This is a genomic window from Rothia kristinae NBRC 15354 (assembly GCF_001570865.1).
GTDB classification, from domain to species: Bacteria; Actinomycetota; Actinomycetes; order Actinomycetales; family Micrococcaceae; genus Rothia; species Rothia kristinae.
In genome coordinates, this window is the sequence record NZ_BCSM01000014.1 from 1 (window position 1) to 26,827 (window position 26,827).

At 72.2% G+C, this 26,827-nt stretch carries 19 protein-coding genes and 1 riboswitch; of the genes, 6 read left to right on the forward strand and 13 right to left on the reverse strand.

All coding sequences use genetic code 11. The features are described from left to right. Positions 1 to 65: 65 nt before the first annotated feature. The 6 genes from KKR01S_RS08695 to glyA form a co-directional block, all read right to left on the reverse strand. On the reverse strand, positions 66 to 617 hold the full coding sequence (locus tag KKR01S_RS08695) for a 2'-5' RNA ligase family protein (protein WP_055684291.1): 552 nt from the start codon (positions 615 to 617) through the stop codon (positions 66 to 68). Positions 618 to 635: 18 nt separating this feature from the next. Then, positions 636 to 1,673 carry a tryptophan--tRNA ligase gene (gene trpS, locus KKR01S_RS08700; RefSeq protein WP_061225796.1) on the reverse strand — a complete coding sequence of 346 codons (1,038 nt, stop codon included), beginning with the start codon at positions 1,671 to 1,673 and terminating at the stop codon, positions 636 to 638. A gap of 17 nt (positions 1,674 to 1,690) precedes the next feature. After that, positions 1,691 to 2,590 carry an exodeoxyribonuclease III gene (locus KKR01S_RS08705; RefSeq protein ID WP_061225797.1) on the reverse strand — a complete coding sequence of 300 codons (900 nt, stop codon included), beginning with the start codon at positions 2,588 to 2,590 and terminating at the stop codon, positions 1,691 to 1,693. 6 nt (positions 2,591 to 2,596) lie between these two features. Next, positions 2,597 to 3,085, reverse strand: coding sequence for a hypothetical protein (locus tag KKR01S_RS08710; protein ID WP_224799919.1), 489 nt, complete (start codon positions 3,083 to 3,085; stop codon positions 2,597 to 2,599). A gap of 444 nt (positions 3,086 to 3,529) precedes the next feature. Beyond that, the gene (locus KKR01S_RS08715) at positions 3,530 to 4,462 is read right to left on the reverse strand and encodes a bifunctional methylenetetrahydrofolate dehydrogenase/methenyltetrahydrofolate cyclohydrolase (protein ID WP_061225798.1); all 933 of its coding nucleotides are present in this window, start codon (positions 4,460 to 4,462) and stop codon (positions 3,530 to 3,532) included. Beyond that, on the reverse strand, positions 4,459 to 5,751 hold the full coding sequence (gene glyA, locus KKR01S_RS08720) for a serine hydroxymethyltransferase (RefSeq protein ID WP_058731538.1): 1,293 nt from the start codon (positions 5,749 to 5,751) through the stop codon (positions 4,459 to 4,461). Before glyA ends, KKR01S_RS08715 begins: the two co-directional genes overlap by 4 nt. A 251-nt stretch (positions 5,752 to 6,002) precedes the next feature. Here glyA and KKR01S_RS08730 point away from each other — a divergent pair, with 251 nt between their 5' ends. Further along, a complete protein-coding gene (locus KKR01S_RS08730) occupies positions 6,003 to 9,293 on the forward strand; it encodes a beta-phosphoglucomutase family hydrolase (RefSeq protein WP_081101670.1) in 3,291 nt (1,096 codons plus the stop codon). A gap of 99 nt (positions 9,294 to 9,392) precedes the next feature. On the opposite strand, the gene KKR01S_RS08735 is transcribed toward KKR01S_RS08730, so the two are convergent. From KKR01S_RS08735 to purN, 3 genes are all read right to left on the reverse strand, one after another. Continuing rightward, a complete protein-coding gene (locus KKR01S_RS08735) occupies positions 9,393 to 10,364 on the reverse strand; it encodes a bile acid:sodium symporter family protein (RefSeq protein ID WP_061225799.1) in 972 nt (323 codons plus the stop codon). Next, on the reverse strand, positions 10,364 to 11,968 hold the full coding sequence (gene purH / locus KKR01S_RS08740; RefSeq protein ID WP_058731535.1) for a bifunctional phosphoribosylaminoimidazolecarboxamide formyltransferase/IMP cyclohydrolase: 1,605 nt from the start codon (positions 11,966 to 11,968) through the stop codon (positions 10,364 to 10,366). The genes KKR01S_RS08735 and purH overlap by 1 nt, the downstream gene beginning before the upstream one ends. A gap of 102 nt (positions 11,969 to 12,070) precedes the next feature. Beyond that, positions 12,071 to 12,634 (reverse strand): phosphoribosylglycinamide formyltransferase, encoded by a 564-nt coding sequence (gene purN / locus KKR01S_RS08745; RefSeq protein WP_081046391.1) that lies wholly within the window; start codon positions 12,632 to 12,634, stop codon positions 12,071 to 12,073. Between the two features lie 58 nt (positions 12,635 to 12,692). Between purN and KKR01S_RS08750 the strand changes: the two genes are divergently transcribed. Continuing rightward, positions 12,693 to 13,169: a hypothetical protein gene (locus tag KKR01S_RS08750; protein WP_061225800.1), complete on the forward strand. Its 477-nt coding sequence runs from the start codon at positions 12,693 to 12,695 to the stop codon at positions 13,167 to 13,169. On the opposite strand, the gene KKR01S_RS08755 is transcribed toward KKR01S_RS08750, so the two are convergent. Further along, the gene (locus KKR01S_RS08755) at positions 13,156 to 15,156 is read right to left on the reverse strand and encodes a cell division protein PerM (RefSeq protein WP_131800604.1); all 2,001 of its coding nucleotides are present in this window, start codon (positions 15,154 to 15,156) and stop codon (positions 13,156 to 13,158) included. The genes KKR01S_RS08750 and KKR01S_RS08755 overlap by 14 nt on opposite strands. A 118-nt stretch (positions 15,157 to 15,274) precedes the next feature. On the opposite strand from KKR01S_RS08755, the gene KKR01S_RS08760 reads away from it, so the two are divergent. After that, complete coding sequence (locus KKR01S_RS08760; protein ID WP_061225801.1) at positions 15,275 to 16,477, forward strand: glycosyltransferase family 4 protein; 1,203 nt, start codon at positions 15,275 to 15,277, stop codon at positions 16,475 to 16,477. On the opposite strand, the gene KKR01S_RS08765 is transcribed toward KKR01S_RS08760, so the two are convergent. After that, positions 16,432 to 16,899 (reverse strand): PIN domain-containing protein, encoded by a 468-nt coding sequence (locus KKR01S_RS08765; RefSeq protein ID WP_055684281.1) that lies wholly within the window; start codon positions 16,897 to 16,899, stop codon positions 16,432 to 16,434. The two genes, KKR01S_RS08760 and KKR01S_RS08765, sit on opposite strands and share 46 nt — an antisense overlap. Further along, a complete protein-coding gene (locus tag KKR01S_RS08770; protein ID WP_055684280.1) occupies positions 16,896 to 17,081 on the reverse strand; it encodes a hypothetical protein in 186 nt (61 codons plus the stop codon). The genes KKR01S_RS08765 and KKR01S_RS08770 overlap by 4 nt, the downstream gene beginning before the upstream one ends. Before the next feature lie 20 nt (positions 17,082 to 17,101). Next, positions 17,102 to 17,233: riboswitch (SAM riboswitch) on the reverse strand. 101 nt (positions 17,234 to 17,334) lie between these two features. Between KKR01S_RS08770 and KKR01S_RS11370 the strand changes: the two genes are divergently transcribed. Further along, positions 17,335 to 21,252, forward strand: a complete 3,918-nt coding sequence (locus KKR01S_RS11370; protein ID WP_061225802.1) for a DEAD/DEAH box helicase — start codon at positions 17,335 to 17,337, stop codon at positions 21,250 to 21,252. A gap of 153 nt (positions 21,253 to 21,405) precedes the next feature. Here KKR01S_RS11370 and KKR01S_RS08780 read toward each other — a convergent pair whose 3' ends face one another. Further along, on the reverse strand, positions 21,406 to 22,365 hold the full coding sequence (locus tag KKR01S_RS08780) for a hypothetical protein (protein WP_061225803.1): 960 nt from the start codon (positions 22,363 to 22,365) through the stop codon (positions 21,406 to 21,408). Between the two features lie 536 nt (positions 22,366 to 22,901). Between KKR01S_RS08780 and betT the strand changes: the two genes are divergently transcribed. Continuing rightward, positions 22,902 to 25,172, forward strand: a complete 2,271-nt coding sequence (betT, locus tag KKR01S_RS08785) for a choline BCCT transporter BetT (RefSeq protein ID WP_081047748.1) — start codon at positions 22,902 to 22,904, stop codon at positions 25,170 to 25,172. A 72-nt stretch (positions 25,173 to 25,244) separates the two neighbouring features. After that, positions 25,245 to 26,720, forward strand: a complete 1,476-nt coding sequence (locus tag KKR01S_RS08790; RefSeq protein ID WP_244884134.1) for an aldehyde dehydrogenase family protein — start codon at positions 25,245 to 25,247, stop codon at positions 26,718 to 26,720. Positions 26,721 to 26,827: the final 107 nt, after the last annotated feature.

Consider the following 26,827-nt stretch of genomic DNA (forward strand, 5'->3'; position numbering starts at 1 on the left):
GGATTGGGAGCCTGCGGGCTAACGTCTGGGGTGCGACGTCGACCGGACGACGTCGGCCGAGGGCGTCAGCGGGCGGGCCCGAGGGGCAGGGCGCCGAGGTCCCGCCAGCCGGTGCGGTCCCCGTGGAAGATCTGCAGCTGCTCGGCGCGGAAGCTCAGGCGGCAGGAGGCGAAGTCCCACCGGGCCCGGTGCAGCCCCTCCTCGTCCAGCCCGTGGGCCAGCGTCAGGTGCGGGTGGTAGTCGAAGGGCGAGGCACTGGGCAGCAGGTCCGCGCAGATCCGGTGCAGCCGGGTCAGGTGGTCCCCGCCGTCGGCGATGCGCAGGTACGCGACGGGACTGACCGGCAGGAAGGTCTCCGCCCCGTCGAAGCCCACCCGGAAGGGTCCGACCTCCCGGCACACCCGGGCCAGCTCCGCGGCGATCCGCTCCGGCAGGGGATCGCGCGGGTCGGTCTCGGTGATCAGGACGGTGATGTGCGGCGGGGCGGAGGAGGTCAGCCCCTGGGCCGCCCGCCAGGACAGCACCCGGTCCTGGATGTGCTCCGGCACCCCCAGCACCACGCTGAGGTAGCGCCGATCCCCGCGCAGGGTGGGGCTGGTGCTGGGGCCGGGGGTCATGGCGGATCCGGGTGGGCGCTACCGCAGCGGGGGCAGGAAGCCGACGGCGTCGTAGGCGCGCTGCACGGTCACGGCCGCGATCTGGCGGGCCTGCTCGGCACCGGCGGCCAGCAGCCGATCCAGCTCAGCCGGGTCCGCCATGATCTCCAGGGTCCGCTCCCGGATGGGCCCCAGGACCTCGACGGCGACCTCGGCCAGGCCGACCTTCAGGTGCCCGTACATCTTCCCCTCGTATTCGGCGACGATCTCCTCCACGGGACGGCCGGTCAGGGAGGAGTAGATGGTCAGCAGGTTGGAGATCCCCGGCTTGGCCTCGCGGTCGAAGCGGATCTCGGTGCCGTCGTCGGTCACGGCGGACTTGATCTTCTTGGCCATCTTCTTCGGCTCGTCCAGCAGCCAGATGATCCCGGAGTCGCTGGCGGCGGACTTGGACATCTTCGCCCCGGGGTTCTGCAGGTCGTAGACCTTGGCGGTGTCCCGGAGGATCTTGCCCTCCGGGATCACGAAGGTCTCCCCGAAGCGGGTGTTGAACCGCTGGGCGAGGGTGCGGGTCAGCTCCAGGTGCTGGCGCTGGTCCTCCCCCACCGGGACCTGGTCCGTCTGGTACAGCAGGATGTCCGCGGCCATGAGGATGGGGTAGGTGAACAACCCGACGGTCGCGTTCTCGGCGCCCTGCTTGGCGGACTTGTCCTTGAACTGGGTCATCCGGGAGGCCTCGCCGAAGCCGGTGATGCAGGACAGCAGCCAGGACAGCTGGGTGTGCTCGGGCACGTGGGACTGCACGAAGAACGGGGTGCGGGTGGGGTCGATCCCGGCGGCGATGTACTGGGCCGCGGTCTTGCGGGTGCGCTCGGCCAGGGTCGCCGGGTCCTGGGGCACGGTGATGGCGTGCAGGTCCGGGATGAAGTAGATGCACTCGTTGGCATCCTGCATGTCCACCCAGTTGCGCACGGCCCCGACGTAGTTGCCCAGGTGCAGGGAGTCCGCGGAGGGCTGGGCCCCGGAGAACACGCGGGGGGCGCCGGTGGAGCGGTTGGGGATGGCGGTATCGGTCATGACGGGCGGGGGCTCCTTCAGGCGAGCTGGTAGTCGACCACGAGCGGGGCGTGGTCGGAGAAGCGGGTGTCGTAGCTGGGGGCGCGGTCCACCACCGCCTGCCGGGCGGCGGCGGCCAGCGCGGGGGTGGCCATGTGGTAGTCGATGCGCCACCCGGCGTCGTTGTCGAAGGCCTGACCGCGGTAGGACCACCAGGTGTAGGGCCCCGGGACCTCCCCGGCGAGCTTCCTGGCCACGTCCACGTAGCCGACGTCGCCGAAGTAGCGGTCGAAGTACGCCCGCTCCTCGGGCAGGAATCCGGCGTTCTTGACGTTGCCCTTCCAGTTCTTGATGTCCAGCTCGGTGTGCCCCACGTTGAGGTCCCCGACGATCAGCACGTGGTCGGACTGCTCGGCGAGCTCGGGCAGGCGGGTGAGCATCCGCTCCAGGAAGGCGTACTTGTGCTCCTGGCGGATGGTGTCCACCTCCCCGGAGTGCACGTACGCGGAGACCACGGTGAGGCTCGTGCCGCCGGGCAGGTCGTAGTCGGCCTCGACCCAGCGGCCGGTGTGCTCGTCCCCGTCCAGGCCGGGCAGCCCGATGCGGGTCTGTCGGGGCTGGTCCGGCAGCCGGGAGGGGTGCTGCTCGGCACCCTTACGGGTGGCGATCGCCACACCCGCACGGCCCTTGGCCACGGCCTCGGAGTGCAGGATCTCCCACTGGTCCTCGTCCAGGAGCTTGCGCAGGCTGGCGTCCGGGGCGCGGACCTCCTGCAGGCAGAGGATGTCGATGTCCCGGTGGGCCAGCCAGTCCCCCATGGTCTGCTTCTTCTTGGAGTTGTAGGCGGCGCGGATGCCGTTGACGTTGACGGTGGCGATGCGCAGGGTGTGCTGGTCGCGGGGTGCCGGGTCCTGCGCGGCGGTGTTCGGGGAGCTCATGTGGGCTCAGGCCTCCTGGGCGGCGGGCTGGGCGGAGCGGGCCAGTCCCATGCCGTTCTTGGCGGTGAAGTCGATGGTGTCCAGGGCGCGGTCGATCATCTCGGCGTCCGCGTCCTCGCCCTTGGCCAGCTCCTCGGCGACGACCTTCTTCTGCACCAGGACGATCTGGAAGCTGTGCGCGAGCTTCTCATCCCGCATGGAGTCGGACCCACCGGCCTCCTGCCCGGGGGCCGAGGTGGTGCGGGGGGTGAGGCTGCCGCGCACCAGGCTCAGCACGTACGCGGCCAGGCCCAGCCAGCCGAGGGCGATGGCGGCGAGGATCCACCCGAGCAGGGAGGCCTCGTCCGCAGCCCGCCAGATCGCGGCGATGAAGATCGCCACGAGCACCGCCATCCCGACGACGGTGGCCCAGACGGCCTTCCTGCGGGTGGCGGCGGGGTCCGCCCCGCCCGGGGATGATGCCTGAGAGTGCTCCTGGGGACCGGCTGAACGCATGGCCCCCATTGTACAAGCGCGGCACCGGGGCCCTGGCGGGGGGTCGGGGAGAAGTGCCCAGCCCGGATCATCGGATGCAGGACACCCGCCCTGCATCTGGCTCCGGCGATGACTTCCCGGTGATGCCGCGTGCCCTCAGTGTCGTGACTGCTGCGCTCCCGAGTGCGTTCAAATGCGGGTTCCATGTCGAGATGCGCTGTTCGTGCTGAGATGCGTCCCGCCGTGCGGTATCTCAGCACGATCCCCGCATCTCAGCAAGAACCCGGTATCTCAGCGGCGGTGGGCGACCCGTCGAGCGCTCGCCGAGCGGGTCACACTTTCATGTGTGCGTCAGATCCTACTGCGAGGTGTCAAGCACCACAACGGGTGTTCCGCGAAGTCGGCACGAGACGACCGCGGGGGAGCGCCGAGATGAGTCTCGGCGCTCCCCCGCGAGCGGGCCGCTCAGGCGGCGTCGGCGGCGCGCTGGGCGGCCTGGACCACGTTGACCAGCAGCATCGCGCGGGTCATCGGGCCGACCCCGCCGGGGTTCGGGGAGAGCCAGGAGGCTTTCTCGGCGGCCTCCGGGCTGATGTCCCCCACCAGCTTCTTCCTGCCGGTCACCGGGTCCATCACCCGGGAGACGCCCACGTCCAGGAGGATCGCGCCCTCCTTGACCTGGTGGGCGCGCACCGCGTGCGGCACGCCGATCGCGGCGACGATGATGTCCGCCGCGGCCAGCACCTCGTCCAGATCCCGGGTGCCGGTGTGCGCCAGGGTCACGGTCGCGTTCACGTCCCGGCGGGACAGCAGCAGCCCCAGCGGGCGGCCCACGGTGATCCCGCGGCCCAGCACCGCCACGTCCTTGCCCTTCACATCCAGCCCGTGCCGGCGGATCAGCTCCACGATCCCGGCCGGGGTGCACGGCAGCGGGGCATCGCCCTGCCCGTACACGTCCAGCACCAGCCGCCCCAGGTTCATCGGGTGCAGCCCGTCGGCGTCCTTGGCCGGGTCGATCCGCTCCAGGATCGCGTTCGTGTCGATGTGCTGGGGCAGGGGCAGCTGCACGATGTACCCGGTGCACGCCGGGTCCGCGTTCAGCTCGTCGATGACGGCCTCCAGCTCCTCCTGGGTGATGTCCCCGGGCAGGTCCCGGCGGATCGAGGCCAGGCCCACCTCCGCGCAGTCGCGGTGCTTGCCCTTTACGTACGAGTGCGAGGCCGGGTCATCGCCCACCAGCACCGTGCCCAGCCCGGGCACGATGCCGCGGGCCCTCAGCTCGGCGACCTGCTCGCGCAGCTCCTCCTTGATGGCCGCCGCGGTGGCCCGCCCGTCCAGGATCTGCGGGCCCTGCTGGCCGTTCTGCTCCTGCTCGCTGTGCTGCTGGGTGGTGCTCACGCCGCGAACTCCTCGACATCCGGGTACAGGGGGAAGGCCGCGGTCAGGGCGTTCACGCGCTCGCGCAGGGCGGCGACGTCGGGCTCGGGCTTCAGGGCCTCGGCGATGATGTCCGCGACCTCCGCGAACTGCTCGGCGCCGAAGCCGCGGGTGGCCAGGGCCGGGGTGCCGATGCGCAGCCCGGAGGTGACCATCGGCGGGCGCGGGTCGTTCGGCACGGCGTTGCGGTTCACGGTGATGCCCACCTCGTGCAGCAGGTCCTCGGCCGCGCGCCCGTCCAGGGCGGAATCCCGCAGGTCCACCAGCACCAGGTGCACGTCCGTGCCCCCGGAGAGCACCTTCACCCCGTGCTGGGCGACGTCCTCGGTCCCCAGCCGCTCGGCCAGGATCCGCGCGCCCTCCAGGGTGCGGGCCTGCCGGTCGCGGAACTGCTCGGAGGCGGCGATCTTGAAGGCCACGGCCTTGCCCGCGATCACGTGCATCAGCGGGCCGCCCTGCTGACCCGGGAAGACGGCGGAGTCGATCTTCTTCCGCAGCTCCTCGGTGCACAGGATCACCCCGGAGCGCGGACCCGCGAGGGTCTTGTGCACCGTGGAGGTCACCACGTGGGCGTGCGGCACCGGGTTGGGGTGCAGCCCCGCGGCCACCAGCCCCGCGAAGTGGGCCATGTCCACCCACAGGTAGGCGCCCACCTCGTCGGCGATGGCGCGGAAGGCCGCGAAGTCCTGCTGGCGCGGGTACGCGGACCAGCCGGCCACGATCACCTTGGGCTGGGCCTGAAGGGCCACCTGCCGCACGGCCTCCATGTCCAGGCGCCCGGTGGCCGGGTCCACCTCGTAGGCGGCGATGTCGTACAGCTTCCCGGAGACGTTGAGCTTCATCCCGTGGGTCAGGTGCCCGCCGTGGGCCAGGGACAGGCCCATCAGGGTGTCCCCCGGGTTCATCAGGGCCATCATCACCGCGGCGTTGGCCTGCGCCCCGGAGTGCGGCTGCACGTTGGCGTGCTCGGCGCCGAACAGCTCCTTGGCCCGCTCGATGGCCAGGCGCTCGACGACGTCCACGTGCTCGCAGCCGCCGTAGTAGCGCCGCCCGGGGTAACCCTCCGCGTACTTGTTGGTCAGCACCGAGCCCTGCGCCTGCAGCACGGCCAGCGGGGCGAAGTTCTCCGAGGCGATCATCTCCAGGGTGTCCCGCTGCCGGTGCAGCTCGGCGTCGATGGCCCGGGCGACCTCCGGGTCCAGCTCGGCCAGCGGGGTGGTGGTGACATCGGACGCGGGTGATGCGCTCATCGCTCTCCTGGGGATTCGGCGGGGAAAGGGGTTCCGAGGGATTAGTCTAGGTCACATCGGCGTCGGCGTCAGGGTGGAGCGCGCTCCAGCGTCTTGCCTGGTGAGCTCCGCACTCCCGCTCCCGCGACCCCGTCCTCGGGTGCACCTGGACCGCGGATCCGGCGCCCGAGCCCATCGCCAGGCCTCCGACGCGAGTGTTTAATGGTGGCTTGACCTCCTGACCGCCGTCGTCACCCTCGCGAAAGGTCTCCATGAACGCCCTGAACCTCCTCGGCTCCACCGACCTGCTGAACCTGCGCCCCGGCGATCCCAACATGCCCGGCGCCCGCCGAGCCCCGGAGAAGAAGGCGGAGTTCCCCATGCTGTGTCCCCAGCAGGCCGTCATCTTCGACATGGACGGGGTGGTCACCGACACCGCCTCGGTGCACGCCGCCGCCTGGAAGCAGCTGTTCGACGCGATCCTGGCCGATCCCCGCCTGGAGCCGGCCGAGGGCCGCAGCGCCGAGGATATCGACCGTCGGGAGTTCTCCGTCTCGCGGGACTACCGGGCCCACGTGGACGGGCGCGCCCGCGAGGACGGGGTGCGCCAGCTGCTGGCCTCCCGCGGGGCCGCCCTGCCCGAGGGCGCCGAGGGCGATGCCCCCGGCGCCTGGACCGTGCACGGGCAGGCCGCCCTGAAGAACGACTACTTCCAGGCCCAGCTGGATGAGCACGGCGTGGAGACCTTCCGCGGCACCGTGGACTTCGCCCGCCGCGTGAAGGAGGGCGGCACCGGCATCGCCCTGGTCACCGCCTCCCGCAACTCCCGCACCGTGCTGGCCGCGGCCGGGCTGGAGGACCTCTTCCCCATCATCATCGACGGCGGCTACGCCCTGGAGCACGGCATCCCCGGCAAGCCCGCCCCGGACATGTTCCTGGCCGCCGCCCGCGCCCTGGAGGTGGACCCCGCCGACGCCGTGGTCATCGAGGATGCGGTCTCCGGGGTGCAGGCCGGCAAGGCCGGGGGCTTCGGGCTGGTCGTCGGGATCAACCGGCACGGGGACCGGGCCGATCTGGAGGAGGCCGGGGCCGACGTCGTGCACAACGACGTCGCCGAGCTGGACCTCGGCCTGGACCGCACCGACTCCTGGAAGCTGATCTACCGCGGCTTCGACCCCAAGCACGAGGCCCACCGCGAGGCCCTGCTGACCCTGGCCAACGGGTACATGGGGGTGCGCGGGGCCCGCCCCGAGCACGGGGACGACGGGATCCACTACCCCGGCACCTACGTCGCCGGGATCTTCAACCGGGTGGTCTCGCACATCAACGGCCGGGACCTGGAGCACGAGTCCATGGTCAACCTGCCCAACTTCGAGGTGCTCGACGTCCGCCTTCGCGACGGGGACTGGTGGTCCGAGGGCGGGCTGCGCATCCTGGATGAGACCACCGAGCTGGACATGCGCCACGGTGTGCTCTCCCGCAGCGCACTCCTGGAGGAGGTGCTGCGCGAGGAGGACCGCGACGGCGCGCGGACTCCCCGCCGCCTGCGCGTGCACCAGCGTCGACTGGTCTCCATGGCCAGCCGGCACCTGTCCGCGATGGAGACCAAGGTGGAGCCGGTGGGCTGGTCCGGACGCATCCACGTGCGCACCGGCATCGATCCCACCGTGACCAACAACAACGTCGCCGAGTACCGGGAGCTGAACCGGCACCACCTGGTGGCCCGCGCCTCCACGACGCTGCCGGACGAGACCCTCATCTGCGTGGTCTCCACCAACCAGTCCGACCACCAGATCTCCATCGCCCAGCGCACCCAGATCAACGCCGCCTCGGATATCCGGGTGGAGCGGGAGATCCGCCCCGGCAACGTGGAGATGCGCCACTTCCACGTCAACGGCCACGACGGCGAGCCGGTGGTCTTCGACACGACCACCGCCGTCGTGACCTCCCGGGATTCCGCGATCGCCTCCGCCACCCTCGGCTCGGTGGAGGCCCTGAACCGCACCGCGATCGGCTTCGAGGCGCTCTACGGTCCGCACACCGCAACCTGGTCCCGGCTGTGGTCCCGCTTCGCCGTGGACATCGACGCGGATGTGAAGACCATGCTGGCCCTGCGGCTGCACATCTTCCACATCGTGCAGACCCTCGGCCCCAACATGGAGCTGGCCGACGCCGGGGTCACCGCGCGCGGGCTGCACGGGGAGGGGTACCGCGGGCACATCTTCTGGGATGAGATCTTCATCCTCCCGGTCATCACCATGCGCCTGCCCTTCGTCACCAAGTCCCTGCTGGCCTACCGCTCCGCCCGACTGCCGGCCGCCCGCCACAAGGCCCGGGAGTTCGGCGCCGAGGGCGCGATGTTCCCCTGGCAGTCCGGCTCGGACGGGCGCGAGGAGACCCCGGTGGAGCTGTACAACCCACACTCGGAGCGGTGGATGCCGGACAACTCCTGGCGGCAGTTCCACGTGGGCCTGGCCATCGCGTTCAACGCCTGGCAGTACTACCAGGCCACCCGGGACGACTCCTGGCTCTCCCACGAGGGCGCGGAGCTGATGATCGAGATCGCCCGGTTCTTCACCTCCATCACCACCTGGGATGAGCAGGATCAGCGCTACCACATCGAGGGCGCGATGGGCCCGGACGAGTACCACGACGGCTACCCCGGCTCCGTCAACGGCGGGGGTGTGAAGGACAACGCCTACACCAACGTCCTGGCGGCCTGGCTCTACCGGCACGTGGTGCACCTGCCGGAGGTGCTGCCGGAGCACCTGGCCGATCGGACCCTGGCCGCCAACCAGGTCACCGAGTCCGAGACCGAGCGGTGGAAGCACATGTCCACCCGCATGGCCGTGCCGTTCAACGAGAACGGGACCATCAGCCAGTTCGACGGCTACGACGACCTCGCCGAGATCGACTGGGACCATTACCGCCGCAAGTACGGCAACATCGGGCGGATGGATCTGATCCTGGAGTCCGAGGGGGATGCGACCAACAACTACAAGCTGTCCAAGCAGGCGGACACGCTGATGCTGATCTACCTGTTCGGCCAGTCCGGGCTGCAGGATGAGCTCGCGGCCCTCGGCTACGACGTCTCCCTGGCCCGCATCGAGGACACGGTGCGCTACTACCTGCCGCGCACCTCCAACGGCTCGACGCTCTCTCGGGTGGTCACCGCCTCGATCCTCGCGCAGATCGACCGCCGCAACTCCTGGTCCACCTATCAGGATGCGCTGGTCGCGGACCTGGACGACACCCAGGGCGGCACCACCCAGGAGGGGATCCACCTAGGGGCCATGTGCGGGACCCTGGACGTGATCCAGCGGGCCTACGCCGGGCTTCGGGTGCACGAGGACTGCGTCAGCCTGGAGCCGTCCATGCCGGAGCAGCTGAAGTCCGTGGGCTTCGAGGTGCAGTACCGGGGCCAGCTGCTGGACGTGTACATCGACGGCACCTTCATGCGCATCACCGCCCGCTCCACCCGGGCCCAGCCGGTGCGCGTGGTGGTCGGCGAGCAGGAGACGGTGCTGGCCGGCGGGCAGTCCGCCGAGTTCCCGCTCGGCTGAGCCTGACCGAGAGCAGCGGAACGGCCGCGGCCCCCTTCGGAGGAGGCCGCGGCCGTTCCGTCTCCGACGTCGACTACGGCCGGTGCCCGTCGGGGATGCTCAGTCCCCGGCGCGCCGCCGCAGGATAGCCGCCAGCAGCGCCCCGGAGACGTTGTGCCACACCGAGAACACCGCCCCCGGCAGGGCGGCCTCGGGGGTGAGGTAGGTCTTGGCCAGGGAGGTGGCCAATCCGGAGTTCTGCATGCCGACCTCGATCGCGGTGGTGCGCCGGGAGGGCGCCGGCAGCCGCAGGGCCGCGGCCGCGGCGTAGCCCAGCAGGTAGCCCAGGCCGTTGTGCAGCACGACCGCCAGCAGCACCAGCGCACCCGCGGAGACGATGGCCCCCGCGGAGCCGGCGACGACGATCGCCACGATCACGGAGATCGCCGCGACCGAGATCCACGGCAGCGCCGGGGTGATGGCCAGCACCAGCCGCGGCAGCAGCCAGCGCACGAGCAGCCCGGCCAGGACCGGGATCAGCACCACCTGCAGGATCGAGACCATCATCGCGGTGCCGTTCACGCTCATGTACTCCCCCGCCAGCCACAGGCACAGCAGCGGCGTCAGGAACGGCGCGATCAGGGTGGACACCGAGGTCATCGCCACGGACAGCGCCACGTCCCCGCGCGCCAGGTAGGAGACCACGTTCGACGCCGTGCCGCCGGGGCAGCAGCCCACGAGGATCACCCCGGCCGCCAAGGCCGGCGGCAGCTGCAGCGCCGCGGCGATCCCGGCGCCGAGCAGCGGCATGATGAGGAACTGCGCGATCACTCCGATGAGAACCGGCACCGGGCGGCGGGCGATGAGCGCGAAGTTCGGCCAGGTCAGGGTCAGGCCCATGCCGAACATGATGACCCCGAGCAGCGGGCTGATCGCCGGGGACCACGCGGCGAACGCGCCTGGCGCGAGGAAGCCGAGCACCCCCGCCCCGAGGATCAGCAACGGGAACACGGTCACGGCCCGCCGGGCGCTGCGCTCCTCCGCGGCGGATTCCGCGGTGCGCTCGGCGGGGTCGGATGCTGCCGGTGCCATCAGTGGAAGAAGTGCCGGGAGCCGGTCAGGTACATGGTCACCCCGGCGGTCTTGGCGGCCTCGATGACCTCCTCATCCCGGATGGACCCGCCGGGCTGCACGACGGCGCGCACCCCGGCGTCGAGCAGCACCTGCAGCCCGTCGGCGAAGGGGAAGAAGGCGTCCGAGGCGGCCACCGCGCCGCGGGCCCGCTCGGCGCCGTCGGCCCCGAGGGTGTTGGCCCGCTCCACGGACAGCCGGCAGGAGTCCACCCGGTTGACCTGCCCCATGCCGATGCCGACGGCCGCGCCGTCCTCGGCCAGCAGGATCGCGTTGGACTTCGCCGCGCGCAGGGCCTTCCAGGCGAAGGCCAGGTCCCGCAGGGTCTGCTCGTCGGCGGCCTCCCCGGCGGCCAGGGTCCAGGTGCTCGGGTCATCCCCGTCGGCCTGGAGCCGGTCCGACTCCTGGAACAGGGCGCCGCCGGAGACCTGCCGGTACTCGACGGCCCCGCGGGCGAAGCCCTCCGGCAGCCGGAGGATGCGCAGGTTCTTCTTGGTCTGCAGCAGCTCGAGGGCCTCGGGGGCGTAGGACGGGGCGATCACGACCTCGGTGAACACGGGCTTGATCTGCTCGGCCATGCCCAGGCTCACCTCGCGGTTCGCGGCGATGACCCCGCCGTAGGCGGACAGCGGGTCGCAGGCGTGGGCCTTGCGGTGCGCGTCCGCGATGGGGTCCTCACCGGATCCCACGGCGATCCCGCACGGGTTGTTGTGCTTGATCACGGCCACGGCCGGCTCGTCGAAGTCGTAGGCGGCGCGCAGGGCGGCGTCGGCGTCCACGTAGTTGTTGTAGGACATCGCCTTCCCGCCCAGCTGCTCGGCCTGGGCGATGCCCGGCTCGGCGGCCGGATCCGCGTACAGGGCGGCCTTCTGGTGCGGGTTCTCGCCGTAGCGCAGGGACTCGGAGCGCTCGAAGCCCAGCCCGGCGTAGGGCGGCCAGAAGTTGGCCTCGGGATCCTGCAGGAACTGGTGCTGGGTCCAGGTGGCCACGGCGGTGTCGTAGGCGGCGGTGTGGGCGAAGGCCCCGGCGGCCAGGCGGCGACGGGCGGCCAGGTCGAAGCCGCCCTGCTCGGCCGCGCGCACGGCGTCGTCGTAGTGGGCGGGGTCCGTCACCACGGCGACGGCGTGGTGGTTCTTGGCCGCGGCGCGCACCATCGAGGGACCGCCGATGTCGATCTTCTCGATGATCTCATCCGCCCCGGCCCCGGAGGCCACGGTGTCCTGGAAGGGGTAGAGGTTCACGACGACGAGGTCGAAGGGCTCGACCCCGAGCTGCTCGAGCTGATCCACGTGCTCCTGCTTGCGCCGGTCCGCGAGGATCCCGGCGTGGATGCGCGGGTGGAGGGTCTTGACCCGGCCCTCCAGGCACTCGGGGAACCCGGTGATCCAGGAGACCTCGGTGACCGGGACCCCGGCCTCGCGGATCACCCCGGCGGTGGAGCCGGTGGAGACCAGCGACACCCCGGCGGCGTGCAGGCCGCGGGCCAGCTCGGGCAGGCCGGTCTTGTCGTAGACGGAGATGAGGGCTCGACGCAGCGGGATCCGGTCCAGGTCGATGAGGGTCACGGAAGGATGCTCCCTTGGGAAGTCGGAGATGGTGGCGCGCACGGCGCGAAGACCCTTCCAGTGTAAGGGGCGTCGCACTCGGGCGTGCCAGCGCCCGCCGCCTCAGGCGCGGGCGGCCAGCTCCCGCAGGGTGCGCACCAGGAGAGGACGCTCCTGCTCCTTGATCCGCTCGTGCAGGCTCTGCTCGGTGTCCCCCTCCAGCACCGGCACCGCGGCCTGGGCGAGGATCGGGCCGGTGTCCACCCCGGAATCCACCAGGTGCACGGTGACGCCGGTGATCTTCACCCCGTGGGCCAGGGCGTCGCGCACCCCGTGGGCCCCGGGGAAGGAGGGCAGCAGCGCCGGGTGGGTGTTGACGATGCGCCGCTCGAAGCGCGCGACCAGCTGCGCATCGACGATGCGCATGAATCCGGCGAACAGCAGCAGGTCCGGGGCGTAGGAGGCGAGCTTCTCCTCCAGGGCCCGGTTCCAGGCAGGGCGGTCCGGGAAGTCCCGGGGCGCCAGCACGAACGTCTCGATGCCGGCCTCGCGGGCGCGCTCCAGCCCCCGGCACTCCTGATCCGCGCCGACGGCGGCCACCTGCACCGGCAGCTCGCCGCGGGCGACGGCGTCCAGGACGGACTGCAGATTGGTGCCGGAGCCGGAGACCATGACCACGATGCGCATGGCTCCCACCCTACCGAGGCGCGACCGGGCGCGCGGGCCAGCGGGTAGCCTGGTGGGCATGTCTGCCGCCCCTCCGCCTCAGGACCCTCAGCCCACCCAGCAGCCGCCCCGGCGTCCGGACAGGCCCCTGGGAGAGGACGAGCGGGCGCGCGCGGCCGAGTCCCTCCTGTACCGCTCACGGGCGGGTCTGCTCCTGGCGGTCATCGGGTTCTGCCTGAGCACCTTCGCGGGACGCTCCTGGGGCGGGTGGGCCCTGGCCGGGGCCGGGCTGGCCTTCCTAGGTGCCGCCGTCGCCTGCATCATGACCCTGGTGGCGCTGAAGCGGGTCGGCGCCCGCCCCTTCTCCTACGTGCTGACCAGCCTGTCCCTCGCGCTGGTCCTGTGGTTCGCGGTGAGCATGGCCGCGAACCTCCTGCTGTGGGGCGCGGCCGAGGACTACCGGGAGTGCGTGCGCACGAGCCTGACCATCTCCTCCTCCGGGCAGTGCCAGGAGCGCCTCACGGACGGGATCGAGCGGACCCTCACCGGCCGCTGAGGCGACGCCGACGCGGCCGACGCACCACCACGCGCGGCTCCTCGCGCTCCCTCTGCACCTCACGTTCTTCCGCCTGCTCGAGCTCCTCCTGATGCTCTTCCGGGCGCTCGGACTCGTCGGCCTCCGGGGCCTGGGCCTTAGCGTTGGGCTTATCGTCCCCCTTCGCGGCGGACCAGGGCGTCTGGGCCCCGGCGCCGGAGCGCCACTGCGGGATGAACAGCTCCTCCGCCGCATCGACCTCGGCCGGCTTCTGCTCGGTGGACTCGACCTCGGGCTTCACCGGGCGCTTCGCCTCGTGCCCCGCGGCCCCGGGCGCCGCGCGACGCAGGCGCTGCAGGGCGCTGAGCCCCCGCTCAGACTCCTGCTCGGACCGGGGCTCGGGCCGCTGCTCGGACCCGGGCTCGGCCCGGTCCGGCTTCCCCGCGGGGCGCTCTCCCGCGGAGTCGGTCCCCGCGGAGTCCTGCTCCTCGTCCCGTTCCGATGCGGCGTCGTCTCGCGCCCCGTCGTCGCCCGCGGCGTCGCTCGTCCGCACCCCGCTCGTCGGTTCCGCGCCCGTCTGCTGCCCGCTCGGACCCTCGGTGCTCACGGCGTTCTCGCCGGAGGTCTCCACCTTCCGGTTCGCCACGGCCTCGGCCCCCGCGGCCTGCGGAGAGCGATTCCGGCGGGAAGCGCGCCGGGTCCGCTTCCGTGCGGGGGCCGCGCCCTGTCCGCCCCGGGCGGCATCGCGCTCGAACCAGGGGGACACCACCCGCCCGATCACCGCGCCGATCGCCACGGTCACCGCACTCCAGCAGAACATCGCCCCCGGGTGGGGACCCACGACGGCGAAGGGCCCAGCCCCCAGCCCCCCGCGGGCGAGCACGACCAGCAGCGTCGCACCAGCCCCGGTCAGCGCCCCCAGGACGACGGCGAACACCGCCCCGGACAGGATCGCACCGAGCACGCGGGAGCCGATGCGCAGGGAGAACCAGTCATCCACGTGATCCTCCCCGGCGCGCAGGAACCACCACGCGGCCAGCGCCCCGGCCAGCACCGGCAGCACCAGCACCGCGAAGGAGTAGGGGCCGGTGGCGGTGGGCATCGCCGCGAACACCGGGAGGGCGGGCAGCGCCGGTCCGTCGGCGACCGCCGGGGAGAACAGCGTCCCCTCCCCCAGGCTGAAGCCCGCCCCCACGGACCAGGCCGTGGCGCAGAGGATGAGGTTGGGCAGCAGCGCCAGCTGCAGCAGGAACAGGGTCAGATCCCCGGTGAGCCCGGCGTGCAGGGCCTGGTAGGCCGCGATGATCCCCTGCCAGTGCGCGAAGACGCTGATCCCGGTCAGCAGGGCCCCGCCTGCCACCAGGCCGATCAGACCCACGCCGGCGGCCCGCAGCACGGACAGCGCGTAGGCCCCCGCCCACCGGGTGTACTGGCTGTAGCGCTGGGCCAGCCCCTCTGGGGCGAGCCCGATCAGCCGCAGCCAGGAGCCGGACTCCCGGTGCCCGCCCCACACCATGCCCAGCAGCGGCACCCACAGCGGCACCAGGGCCGAGGCGAGCACGGGGGCGCGCAGCGTCGTCGTGCCGGTCAGCACGGCCACCGCCGCACCGACCCCGGCGTAGGCCACCAGCCCGCCGAGCACCGGCTTCCAGAACTCGCCCTCCCAGGAGGCCCGGGCCAGGCGGGCCCCGGCGCGCCGAGCGATCAGCAGCAGCACCAGCGTGAGCCCCAGGGGCAGCAGATGCGCGGTACCCGTCAGTCCCGCGGCCCGCCCGGTGGCCGGCACGTCCAGCTGCAGTCCGACGCCGTGCGCGCCCAGCCACACCTGCCCGATCGCCGCGGCCAGCGCGGGCAGGCCGCCGGGTCCGTCCAGGGAGAACCAGCCGATCAGCAGCAGCACGGCCACGACGGCCAGACCCGCCAGGGCGGCAACGAGGATCTCGACGGCGCCCTGCAGCCACAGCGGCATGGGCAGCGTCCGGGGAAGGGAGAAACGGCGCGGGGTCATCATCGCTGTTCATCATCCCACGCCGAGCCGCGGGCTCCCCGTGAGGGTTCACGCTCCGTTCCCCGCAGCGTCACCGGCCCGCATCCCGCGGGGCGCAGACCGGTGGTGCACTGGACCCATGAGGATCATGATCGCCGCCGAATCGTTCCTGCCCCACCTGTCCGGGGTGACCACCTCCGTGCTGCGCAGCGCGGAGCAGCTGATCCAGCGCGGGCACGAGGTCTCCATCCTGGCCCCGGAGACCGGACCCGGGGAGCAGACGCCGCAGCACCCCGTGCCCGGCGCCGTCTGCCTGCGGGTGCCCTCCCTGCCGGTGGCCGGCTACCCGGGGCTGCGCGTGGCCCCTGGACCCGTCGCCCCAGTGCGGCGCCTGATCGCCCGGCACCACCCGGACATCGTGCACGCATCCTCCCCGTTCCTGCTGGGCGCCCGGGCGGTCACCGCGGCCCGGGACCTGGGCATCCCGTGCGCGGCGGTGTACCAGACCGACGTCTCCGCCTACGCCCGCCGCTATCGCCTGCCCTGGCTGGCCCGCGCAGCGGACCGGCGGCTGGCCGCGATCCACGGGCAGGCGGATCTGACCTTGACCCCCTCCAGGGCCTCCGAGGACTACCTGCGGGACCTGGGGGTGCCCCGGATCCTGCGCTGGGGACGCGGAGTGGACACGGCCCTGTTCCGCCCTGAACGGGCCGAGGGGGCGCTGCGGGCGCGGATCGGGGCGGGTCCGGAGGAGCTGCTGGTCGGCTACGTCGGTCGGCTGGCCCCGGAGAAGCAGGTGGAGGATCTGCGAGTGCTGCAGTCCCTGCCCGGGGTGCGCCTGGTGGTGGTCGGGGACGGCCCGGAGCGGGCGCGCCTGGAGCACACCCTGCACCGGGCCAGCTTCCTCGGGCGCCTGGAGGGCGAGGAGCTGGCGCGCACCGTGGCGGAGCTGGACGTGTTCACCCACCCCGGGGAGTCGGAGACCTTCGGGCAGACCCTGCAGGAGGCGATGGCCGCAGGCACCCCGGTGGTGGCCGTGGGCTGCGGCGGGCCGGCGGACATCGTCGAGCACGGGCGCACGGGGCCGCTCTACCCGCCGGGACACCTGGACCGGCTGCGCGAGCACGTGCAGCGGTTGGAGGACCCGGGCCTGCGGGCGCAGTTCGCCGTCGCCGGGCGGGAGGCGATGACGCCGAGGTCCTGGTCCGCGCTGACGGACCGGCTGCTGGAGCACTACGCGCTGGCGCGGCAGTTCCACCGGGCGGACGGTCTGCGCCGGTGGGCGGCCGGAAGGGTTCAGTCCTCCGCGGGGTCCAGGGCCTCCACACCCCAGGCGCGGTAGGCGGCGGCCTGCGCGGAGACCACGGTGAGCCCGTGCACGCGGGCGGTGGCCGCCAGCAGCCCGTGCACGCCGTCCTCGGGACCGGCGGTCTCCCCCGGGGCCTCGCTCGGCTCCTCGTCGTCGGCTACGCTGCGCAGCCCGGCCGGCCCGGCGGGCAGGGGGCGGGCGGCCCACGCCCGGGCGACGGCATCGTCCACGGGCAGCAGGTGGCCGCGGAACCGCTCGGCCAGCTCATCCAGCCAGCGATCCGTCTCCGGGCCGGGGAAGCGGGCGGCCAGCTCCCCTAGGCTGAGCACGGAGACGTAGAGGACGCGGTGGGCCCGGCGCCGCAGGAACGCGACGACGGCCCGGTCCGGGGCGCTTCCGCGCAGCTGCGCGAGGATCCCGGAATCCAGCAGCAGGCCCGTACCGGGCCGGCTCATGCCGCCCGGTCGGCGGCCGCGGAGGCGCTGCCGCTGCTGGTGGCCAGGAGGAAGTTCAGGAACTCGCTGCGGGCGGAGTCCACCCGGGCGTAGTCGGTGATGCTCATGGCCCGGTATCCCCCGCGGGCGGGAACGGCGGCGGAGAAGTCGAGGCGGGTGGGAGAGGTGACGGTCATGGCCATCGCGCGGAGAGCGCATCCTTTCGGTGCTCTTGCCCGTACCGGTCAACATGCCGCCGTGGCGGCGAATACGGGCCGCTTCGTCATCCGAGCCACCCTTGAACATGGGGTTGGCGCTCAACCGAGTCGGAGCTTGGCAGTTGAGTCTCTTGAAGCTGGCACCAGCATAACCCGCCCGGGCGGGCCTGCCAAGACCCTTCTTCACGCCTCTTCCCGGTCCCGTCGGCCGCGCCGAGCGCCGACTAGATTGGATCCCATGCCCTCCTACCCCGCCGAGCAGATCCCGGTGACCGTGGCGCAGATCCTGCACGCCGTCGGCCACAACGCCTTCGCGCGGGGCGAGCGCTACTACCGGGCGGGCCAGGTGCTCCAGGCCCACTACGACGCCGCGGAGCTGACCTTCACCAGCCGGGTCGCCGGGGGCTCCACCCGGCCCTATTCCCAGTCGGTGGTCTTCCCCCGCACCCGCGTCCCGCATGCCGCGCCGTTCCAGTCCTTCTGCTCCTGCCCGGTGCGCACCGGCTGCAAGCACGTGGTCGCGGCCCTGCTGGGCTGGTTCCACGAGGGCGGCTGGGCCGAGCCCGCGGAGAACCTCCCCGTGCGCTCGACGGCCGGCACCGAGACGGAGCATTTCGCGGCAACCGGTTCCGCGGCGGCCCGTTCATCGGCGACCGACGCCGGCTCGGCGCCCGGCCTCCCCGGCCCCGACGCCTCCGGCTCGGCCTCCGCGCGGCGGGACTCGCAGGCGGGGTCCGGGGCCGAGGATCGGGCCGCGACCATCCAGCGGCTGCGCGCGGCCATCGGCGGCATCGACGGCGGCACCGGGGCCCCGGCCGCGTCGCCCGCCGTATCGCCTGCCCCGGCATCGGCATCATCATCGAATGGCGGCGCACCCGGCGCCGCCCGGGGCGGCGACGACGTCGTCGAGACGCAGGACCCGGGCGCGGGCCCCTTCGCGGCGCGCGCGGACGCCCCGCAGGTGCGCGATTCCTGGCGCCGCCACGTCGCCCGCGCGCTGCAGTCCCAGAGCATGGACCTGCGGTCGCGCGTGACCCGCTCCCCCGGCGCCCTGGACCTGCACCTGGAGGTCCCGACCCGCTACGGCCTGGGTCGAGGCGATGCCGCGACCCCCGCGCCGATCCGGCTCAGCGCCCGGCCGCTGATGCTGGGCACCCGCGGCCGGTGGATCAAGGGCGGGCTGACCTGGTCCCAGTTCACCGGCCCCCCGGGCGGCACGCAGCTGCTCAGCGAGCACGAGGCCTGGTTTCGGGAGCTGGGCGCCGTGCTCTCCCCGGATCAGAACCCCTACGCCTCCACCCACGACACCATGCAGCTGGACCCGGTGGCCTCCCCGCTGCTGTGGGACCTGCTGGACCGGGCCGCGGACCTCGGCATCGCCATCGTGGTGGACGGGCGTGCCGTCTCGGTAGGCCTGGCCCCGGAGGCCCGGCTCGGACTGCACGTGGCCGACGCCGAGGACGGCGCCCTGCGGCTGATCCCCGCCCTGCTGGTGCCCCGCTCCCCGGAGGAGGCGGAGGACGACGCCGCCCCGGAGGCCTGGCGGGTGCCGACCGACGGACTGTTCCCCCTGGGCCCGGCCCACCGGCCCCAGGCCTACGTGGCCCTGGGCGGGGCGCTGCACCGCGCCTACGAGCAGGAGGCCCGCCGCTCCGGGGCGTGGTCCGCGATCCGCCCGTCCCCGCTGCCGCAGCTGGCCGCGCAGGTCCCGCAAGAGCAGTGGGTCGTGGAGGAGACGGAGCTGCTGTTCCTCCCGCTGGCAGCACCCCCGACCCCGCTGGCCACCTCCCTGAGCGCCTCCGGTCCCATGACGGTGCCGCGCGAGGAGGTCCTGGACTTCGCGGAGGGCTTCTACCCGCAGCTGGCCCGGCGCCTGCCGGTGGCCGCGGACCCGGAGGTCGCCGAGTCCCTGCCGCAGGTGCTCGAGCCGCGCCTGGTGCTGAGCGTGCGCTTCGAGGAGGATCCGCACGCCCAGCCCACCCCGGAGCAGGGCGCGGCGCGCACCGCGGATCCGCGCGCCTCGGAGAGGATCGCCCCGGCCCGATACGACTGGCACTGGTCCTACCCGCAGGCGCCCGTCCAGTGGGAGGGGCAGAAGGTGGCCCGCACCCGGGTGCCGGTCGCGGTGGCCAGCCCGGACCCGCATCGGGAGCTGCGGGATGCGGAGACGGAGCAGGACGTGCTCACCCGGCTGCGTCGGGCGCTGCCCGAGACCCCGCTGGAGGCCGGGCGCACCAGCGGCTGGCAGACCCGGGATCTGGTCCAGCGGATCATCCCGGCCGCCCGCGACCTGGACGGGGTGGACGTGGAGCTCACCGGGGAGGTGCCGCAGTTCCGGGCTCTGGACGAGGACCCGACGATCACGGTCTCCGTGGAGTCCACCGGGGATCGCGACTGGTTCGGCCTGGGCGTGACCATCCGGGCCGGGCAGTGGTACGTGCCCTTCGCCGACGTCTTCCGCGCCCTGGACGCCGGGCAGAAGCACCTGATGCTCGGGGACGGCAGCTACTTCCGGCTGGACCGGCCCGAATTCCTGCGGCTGCGGGAGCTGATCGGGGAGGCCCGGCAGATGGCGGACCCGGAGACGCCGCTGCGCATCTCCCGGCACCAGGCGGGGCTGTGGGAGGACCTGGAGGAGCTCGCCGCGGACACCGAGGTGACCCGGACCTGGCGGGAATCCGTGGAGGCCCTGCTGCGTCTGGAGGAGATCCCTGCGCCGCCGCTGCCGCGGGGCCTGCGCGCCCGGCTGCGCCCGTACCAGGAGGAGGGCTACCGGTGGCTGAGCTTCCTGCGCGAGCACGGCCTCGGCGGGATCCTCGCCGATGACATGGGCCTGGGCAAGACGGTCCAGACCCTCGCGATGATCTGCCGCGCCTTCGAGCTGCACGACGCCGCGGCGGCGGAAGGCGGGGCGCGACCGCGCTTCCTCGTCGTCGCCCCGACCTCTGTGGCCCCCAACTGGGCCCGGGAGATCGAGCGCTTCGCCCCGCACCTGAGCTGCGCGGTGCTCACCTCCTCCAGCGCCAAGGCCAAGAGCTCGGTGCCGGAGCGGGCCGCCGGGGCCGACGTCGTCGTGACCTCCTATGCGCTGCTGCGCCTGGACGCGGAGGAGTACGCGGACCTGGGGCTGAGCGGACTGGTGCTGGACGAGGCCCAGTTCCTGAAGAACCCGCGGACCAAGGCCCACCGGATCGCCAGGGATCTGCCGGTGCCGTTCAAGCTGGTGGTCACGGGCACGCCGATGGAGAACGACCTCATGGAGCTGTGGGCGATGTTCTCGATCGTCGCCCCGGGGCTGTTCCCCTCCGCCCGGGACTTCCGGGACATGTACGCCAAGCCGATCTCCTCCGGGGAGGACCTGCAGGCGCTGCCGCGGCTGCGGCGCCGGATCCGCCCGCTGATGCTGCGCCGCTCCAAGGAGCTGGTGGCCGCGGATCTGCCGGAGAAGCAGGAGCACCGGGTGGACATCGCCCTGACCCCGGAGCACCGTCGGATCTACGAGACCCGGCTGCAGCGGGAGCGGCAGAAGATCCTGGGGCTGCTGCAGGACATGGACCGGAACCGGTTCACGATCTTCCAGTCCCTGACCATGCTGCGCCGCCTGGCCCTGTCCGCCTCCCTGGTGGATGAGGCGCACGCGGGGGTCGAGTCCGCCAAGCTGACGTGGCTGACGGAGCAGCTGCCGGAGATCATCGCCGATGGGCACCGGGCCCTGGTGTTCAGCCAGTTCACGACCTTCCTGCACCAGATCGCCGAGGCCCTGGAGGCGGCGGGGATCGGGCACGTGTACCTGGACGGGTCCACCCGGGATCGGGCGGCGGTGCTGCGGGCCTTCGAGGAGGGCGAGGCCCCGGTGTTCCTCATCAGCCTGAAGGCCGGTGGCTTCGGGCTGAACCTCACGGAGGCGGACTACTGCTTCCTGATGGACCCCTGGTGGAATCCGGCGGCGGAGGCTCAGGCGGTGGACCGGGCGCACCGGATCGGGCAGCGGCGTCGGGTCATGGTGTACCGGCTGGTCTCCGAGGGGACGATCGAGGAGAAGGTCATGGACCTGAAGGACTCCAAGGCCGCCCTGTTCGACGCCGTGATGGACGACGGCGAGCTGTTCTCCCGCTCCCTGCGCGCCGAGGAGATCCGCGAGCTGCTCGGCGGCTGAGCCGGCGCGGGCGGCTTCCGTTCGCCCCCACCCCGCACCGTGGGGCCGGCTTCCGGTGCGAGTTTCGTTCCGAGATGCGCCATTCGTGCTGAGATGCTGCACGGCGGGGCGCATCTCAGCACGAACAGCGCATCTCAACACGAAACCCGCACCTCACAGACCGGCCAGCATCGGCGGCGGGAACACGGGGACCCCGAGCTGGCGGGCGCGCTGCTCGAGGGCCTGCACCAGGCGCATCTCCAGTTGCTCCGGGTGCCCGACCACGTCCGCCCAGTTCGCGCGCAGGATCACCCAGCCGGCTTCCTCGATGGCCAGCTGACGCTGCCGCTCCTGATAGATCGCCTCTCCGGCGTCGCCATCACGGAAGTACTTGGTCTTGCCATCCAGCTCCAACCCGAAGCGCAGGTGCGGCCAGCCGAAGTCCAAGTACTTCCGGCCCCGATGCGTCCGCACGAGGACCTGCGGCTGCGGCATCGGCACGGCCATGCGCTGCAGGCGGATCCGGCCGAGGCTCTCCAAGACGGACTCGGAGCGCGCGTCGGCGAAGGCGAAGACGCGTCGGGCCGTGACCGAGCCGCGTCGGCGGGGGCCCTCGTCGAGCAGGCTGAGCACATCCCGGCGGGAGACGTCGCCCTTCAGGATCTGGTCGGCGATGACGACGGCGTCGTCGAAGGGCAGGCCGGTCGCGCAGTCCAGGAGGGTGCGCTCGGCGTCGGTGACCGGGAGGCGCAGCTCGAGGAGGCGGCGATGTTCGAGGATCCCCGGCGCCCGGTGGACCCGCACCCGGGGGTCCGCGCAGGCGATCCGCTGCTCGGCGCTGATGTGGACGGCGTCCGGCAGGTGGAGCAGGGAGAGGTCGCGGAACAGGGCGGCCGAGGTGTGCGAGAAGACGAACGGCGTCCTCGCCCGCGCCAGGTACGCCAGGTGCACGCCGAGGCACTTCTGCCGTTCGGTGAGTTCCTCCCACCGGCGGCGCTGGATGTAGCAGCCGCGCAGAACGCGCGTCCATTCGCTGCCGCCACCCCGGCTGGGACGCGGGTCGGGATGGCCGAGCCGACGCACCTGCTCGGGGGTCAGCAGCTCGCGGTGGTGGAGGTCTGGGACGGTGTTCACGGGTTCAGCTTGCCGTTCCAGCTCGCCGACGACGCCGCCCGTCCGCGCTTCCCGGCCCCTTTTCGAGGACAGTCCCCCACATCCACTCGCCTCATCCACAGATCCGGAAACCTCCTCGCACCCGACGCCGCCCGCGCGCCCTCCCCTGCACCCGAGGCCCCTCGCCGATCACCGCCCACACCGGACCCGCACCCGCTGAGATACCGGGTTTGTGCTGAGATACCAGGTTCGTGCTGAGATGCTGCACGACGTGCCGCACCTCAGCACCAACCCCACACCTCAACACGAAAGCCGCACCTCAGCACCCAACGGTTGCACCTCAGCGGCACAGCACCCCCGCCCATCGTCGGGTGGGGTGGGCGGATCGGGGCGGATGGGTTAGCCTGGATCATCGATCGATGATCAGCGTGCTGATGGACTGAGGCGCTGGTCATCTGCGCTGTCCGGGGCGGATCCCGCGCCGCTCGACCCGCCCCGGCCCTGCCCGCACCGCCACCGGCCGGTGCGCACCCCCTCGCTCCCGACCCCAGGAACCCATGGCCTCCTCCGACGGAACCTCCGAGCACACATCCCGCGACGACGCCGCCGCACCCAACACCGGCGCCACAAGAACCACCCCCGCCGAACCACCCACCATCACCGACAGCGTGCCGCACCAGCACGCGCCCGCCCGGGTGAACTGGCGAGTCTTCGGCGGGGCCGCCATCGGCGTGCTGATCATCTCCATCTGGGGTCTGGCCGATCCGGAGTCGATGGGTGAGGTGATCGGCGCCGTCGTCGGGTGGGTCTCCCGGCACTTCGGCTGGTTCTACATCCTCACCGGCACCGTGGTCCTGGCGTTCATCGCGATCGTCGCGTTCTCCAAGCAGGGCTCGGTGCGCCTGGGCCCGGACCATTCCCGCCCGCAGTTCTCCCTGTTCTCGTGGGCGGCCATGCTCTTCGCCGCCGGCATCGGGGCGGACCTGATGTTCTACTCCGTGCTGGAGCCGGTCACCCAGTACTACACGCAACCCTCCGGCGGCACCGAGTCCGCAGAGGCCGCCCGGCAGGCGGTCGTGTGGACCCTGTTCCACTACGGACTGACCGGCTGGGGCATGTACTCCCTGATGGGCATGGCCTTCGGCTACTTCGCGTACCGGTTCAACCTGCCGCTGTCCATCCGCTCGGCCCTGTACCCGATCATCGGCAAGCGGATCAAGGGCGCGGCCGGCGACGCCGTGGACATCTCGGCGCTGCTGGGCACGATCTTCGGGGTGGCCACCTCGCTGGGCATCGGCGTCGTGCAGATCAACTACGGGCTGCAGTTCCTGTTCGGGGTGCCCAACTCCGTGGGGGTCCAGGCCGGGCTGATCGCGGTCTCCGTGGTCCTGGCGATCGCCTCGGCGGTGTCCGGGGTGGACAAGGGCATCCGGCGGCTGTCCGAGCTGAACATCTTCCTCGCCGTCGCGCTGATGCTGTACGTGCTGTTCCTCGGGGACACGGACTTCCTGCTCAACGCGCTGGTCATGAACGTGGGCGACTACCTCTCCCAGTTCCCAGGGATGACCATGGACACGATGGCCTATGACCACCCCGAGGAGTGGATGAACTCCTGGACCCTGTTCTTCTGGGCCTGGTGGGTCGCGTGGTCCCCGTTCGTGGGGCTGTTCCTGGCGCGGATCTCCCGCGGGCGCACCATCCGCCAGTTCGTGGTGGGCACCATGACCATCCCGTTCGTGTTCATCCTGACCTGGATCTCCATCTTCGGGAACTCGGCCCTGGGGATCATCGACCAGGACGGGGACACCGACTTCGGCCAGACCCTGATGGGCACCCCGGAGCGGGCCTTCTACGATCTGCTGGCCCAGTACCCGGGGGCCACCGCAGCGGCGGCCGTGGCGACCTTCACCGGGCTGCTGTTCTACGTGACCAGCGCGGACTCCGGGGCCCTGGTGATGTCCAACTTCGCCTCGACCATCGAGGACCCGACGAAGGACGGGCCCAAGTGGATGCGCATCTTCTGGGCGATCGCCACCGGTCTGCTGACCCTGGCGATGATGGTGGTCGGCGGGATCCCGACCCTGCAGTCGGCGACGATCGTGTTCGGCCTGCCCTTCGCGATCGTGATGTACCTGGTGATGTACGGGCTGTGGAAGGCGCTGCGGGTGGAGCGGGCCGCGATGGACTCCCAGGAGGCCGCCCGGGCGGGGGTGCGCGCCGCCAACCGTGCCGCCGCGATCCAGCCGACCGAGCACACCCGGAACTGGCGCCAGCGCCTGGTCCGCTCGGTGTCCTACCCGGGCCAGGCCGCGACCCGCCGCTACCTCTCCCAGACGGCGGAGCCGGCGCTGGAGGAGGTCTGCCAGGCGCTGCGCGAGGAGCACGTGCAGGCCGCGGTGGAGCACGGGCACGATCCCGTCACGGATCTGCCGTATGTGAGCCTGGTGGAGCACCTGGACGGGGAGCGGGACTTCCTGTACCAGATCTACCCGGTGGCCTGCCCGACGCCGTCGTACCTGCTGGTCTCGCCGCAGTCGGAGGACTCCTACTACCGGCTGGAGCCGTTCTCCCAGACCGGTTCGCGCGGATACGACGTGTACGGCTTCACGAAAGAGCAGCTGATCCACGACGTGCTGGACAACCATGAGCGGCACCTGGAGTTCATCCGCCTGTCCACCCCCACCCAGGACGACGCCGGGGCCACCGTGATCACCGGCGCCCCCACCGGCGCCATGGACTGGACCGTGGACTTCCAGGACCCGGAGGAGGACTCCTCTGCCGGTGACCCCAACCACACCCCGGAAGAATCCGACCGCACCGCGCGTTGACACCACCGGAGCATGACTGTGACCGGATTCGAGCAGGCGCCGCGTCGCACCGGCGTCGAGGAAGGACTGAGTGTGAGCAGCACGCTGTACATCGACGGAGCCTGGGTCCCGGCTGAGGACGGCGGGACCCGCACCATCACCTGCCCCGCGGACGGCACCGAGGTCGGCGTCGTCGCGGAGGCCACCGCAAAGGACACCGAGAAGGCGATCGCCGCGGCGCGGCGGGCCTTCGACGAGAACGCCTGGGACGTGAGCGCCCCGGAGCGCGGGGACTTCCTGCTGGCCGTGGCCGCGCAGCTGCGCGAGCGCAAGGACGAGTTCGCCCGCGCCGAGTCCCTGGACACCGGCAAGCGCCTGGTGGAGTCCGGCTACGACATGGACGACATCGCCGCCTGCTTCCAGTACTTCGGGAAGATCGCCGGGCAGGACGCCGGGCGCGTGGTCGACGCCGGGGACCCGTCCGTGGCCTCCAAGGTGGTGCACGAGCCGGTGGGCGTGTGCGGGATGATCACCCCGTGGAACTACCCGCTGCTGCAGGTGGCCTGGAAGGTGGCCCCGGCGCTGGCCGCGGGCAACACCTTCGTGCTCAAGCCCGCGGAGCTGACCCCGCACACCGCGATCCTGCTGATGGATGTGCTGGACAAGCTGGGGCTGCCGGCCGGGGTGGCCAACCTGGTGCTGGGCGCCGGGGCCGAGGCCGGGGCGCCGCTGTCCACCCACCCGGACGTGGACCTGGTCTCCTTCACCGGCGGCCTGGTCACCGGCCGGAAGATCGCCGAGTCCGCGGCGGCCACCGTGAAGAAGGTGGCCCTGGAGCTGGGCGGGAAGAACCCCAACGTGATCTTCGCCGACGCGGACTTCGACGCCGCGGTGGACAACGCCCTGAACGGCGCGTTCGTGCACTCCGGGCAGGTCTGCTCGGCCGGCGCGCGCATCGTCGTCGAGGAGTCCATCGCCCAGCGGTTCACGGACGAGCTGGTGCGCCGGGCGAAGGACATCCGCCTGGGCGGGCCCTTCGACGACGACGCCGAGACCGGGGCCCTGATCTCCGAGGCGCACCTGCAGAAGGTCACCGCCTACGTGGACAAGGCCCGCGAGGAGGGCGCGAGCATCCTGTGCGGCGGAAAGCGCGCCACCGAGGGCGAGCTGTCGAAGGGCTGGTTCTACGAGCCCACCGTGATCGCGGACGTGGCCCGCGGGTCCAACGCGGTGACCGAGGAGGCCTTCGGGCCGGTGGTCACCGTGGAGACCTTCCGGGATGAGGCCGAGGCGGTGGCGATCGCCAATGACACGATCTACGGCCTGGCCGGGGCCGTGTGGACCTCCGACGCCGGGAAGGCCGAGCGGGTCGCGGCCAAGCTGCGCCACGGCACCATCTGGATCAACGACTTCCACCCGTACCTGCCGCAGGCCGAGTGGGGCGGCATGAAGCAGTCCGGCATCGGCCGCGAGCTGGGCCTGGCGGGTCTGGGCGAGTATGTGGAGACCAAGCACATCTACCAGAACACCGCCCCGGCCGTGACCGGCTGGTTCCAGGACCGGAAGTGACCCCACGGCTGCGGGTGCGCCCCGCCACGAGGAGAGGCGCACCCGCGAGCCGGCATCGAGATCAGAGAGGCGGCGAGCGCACCGAGCGGCTCCCCCACCGACCCCCC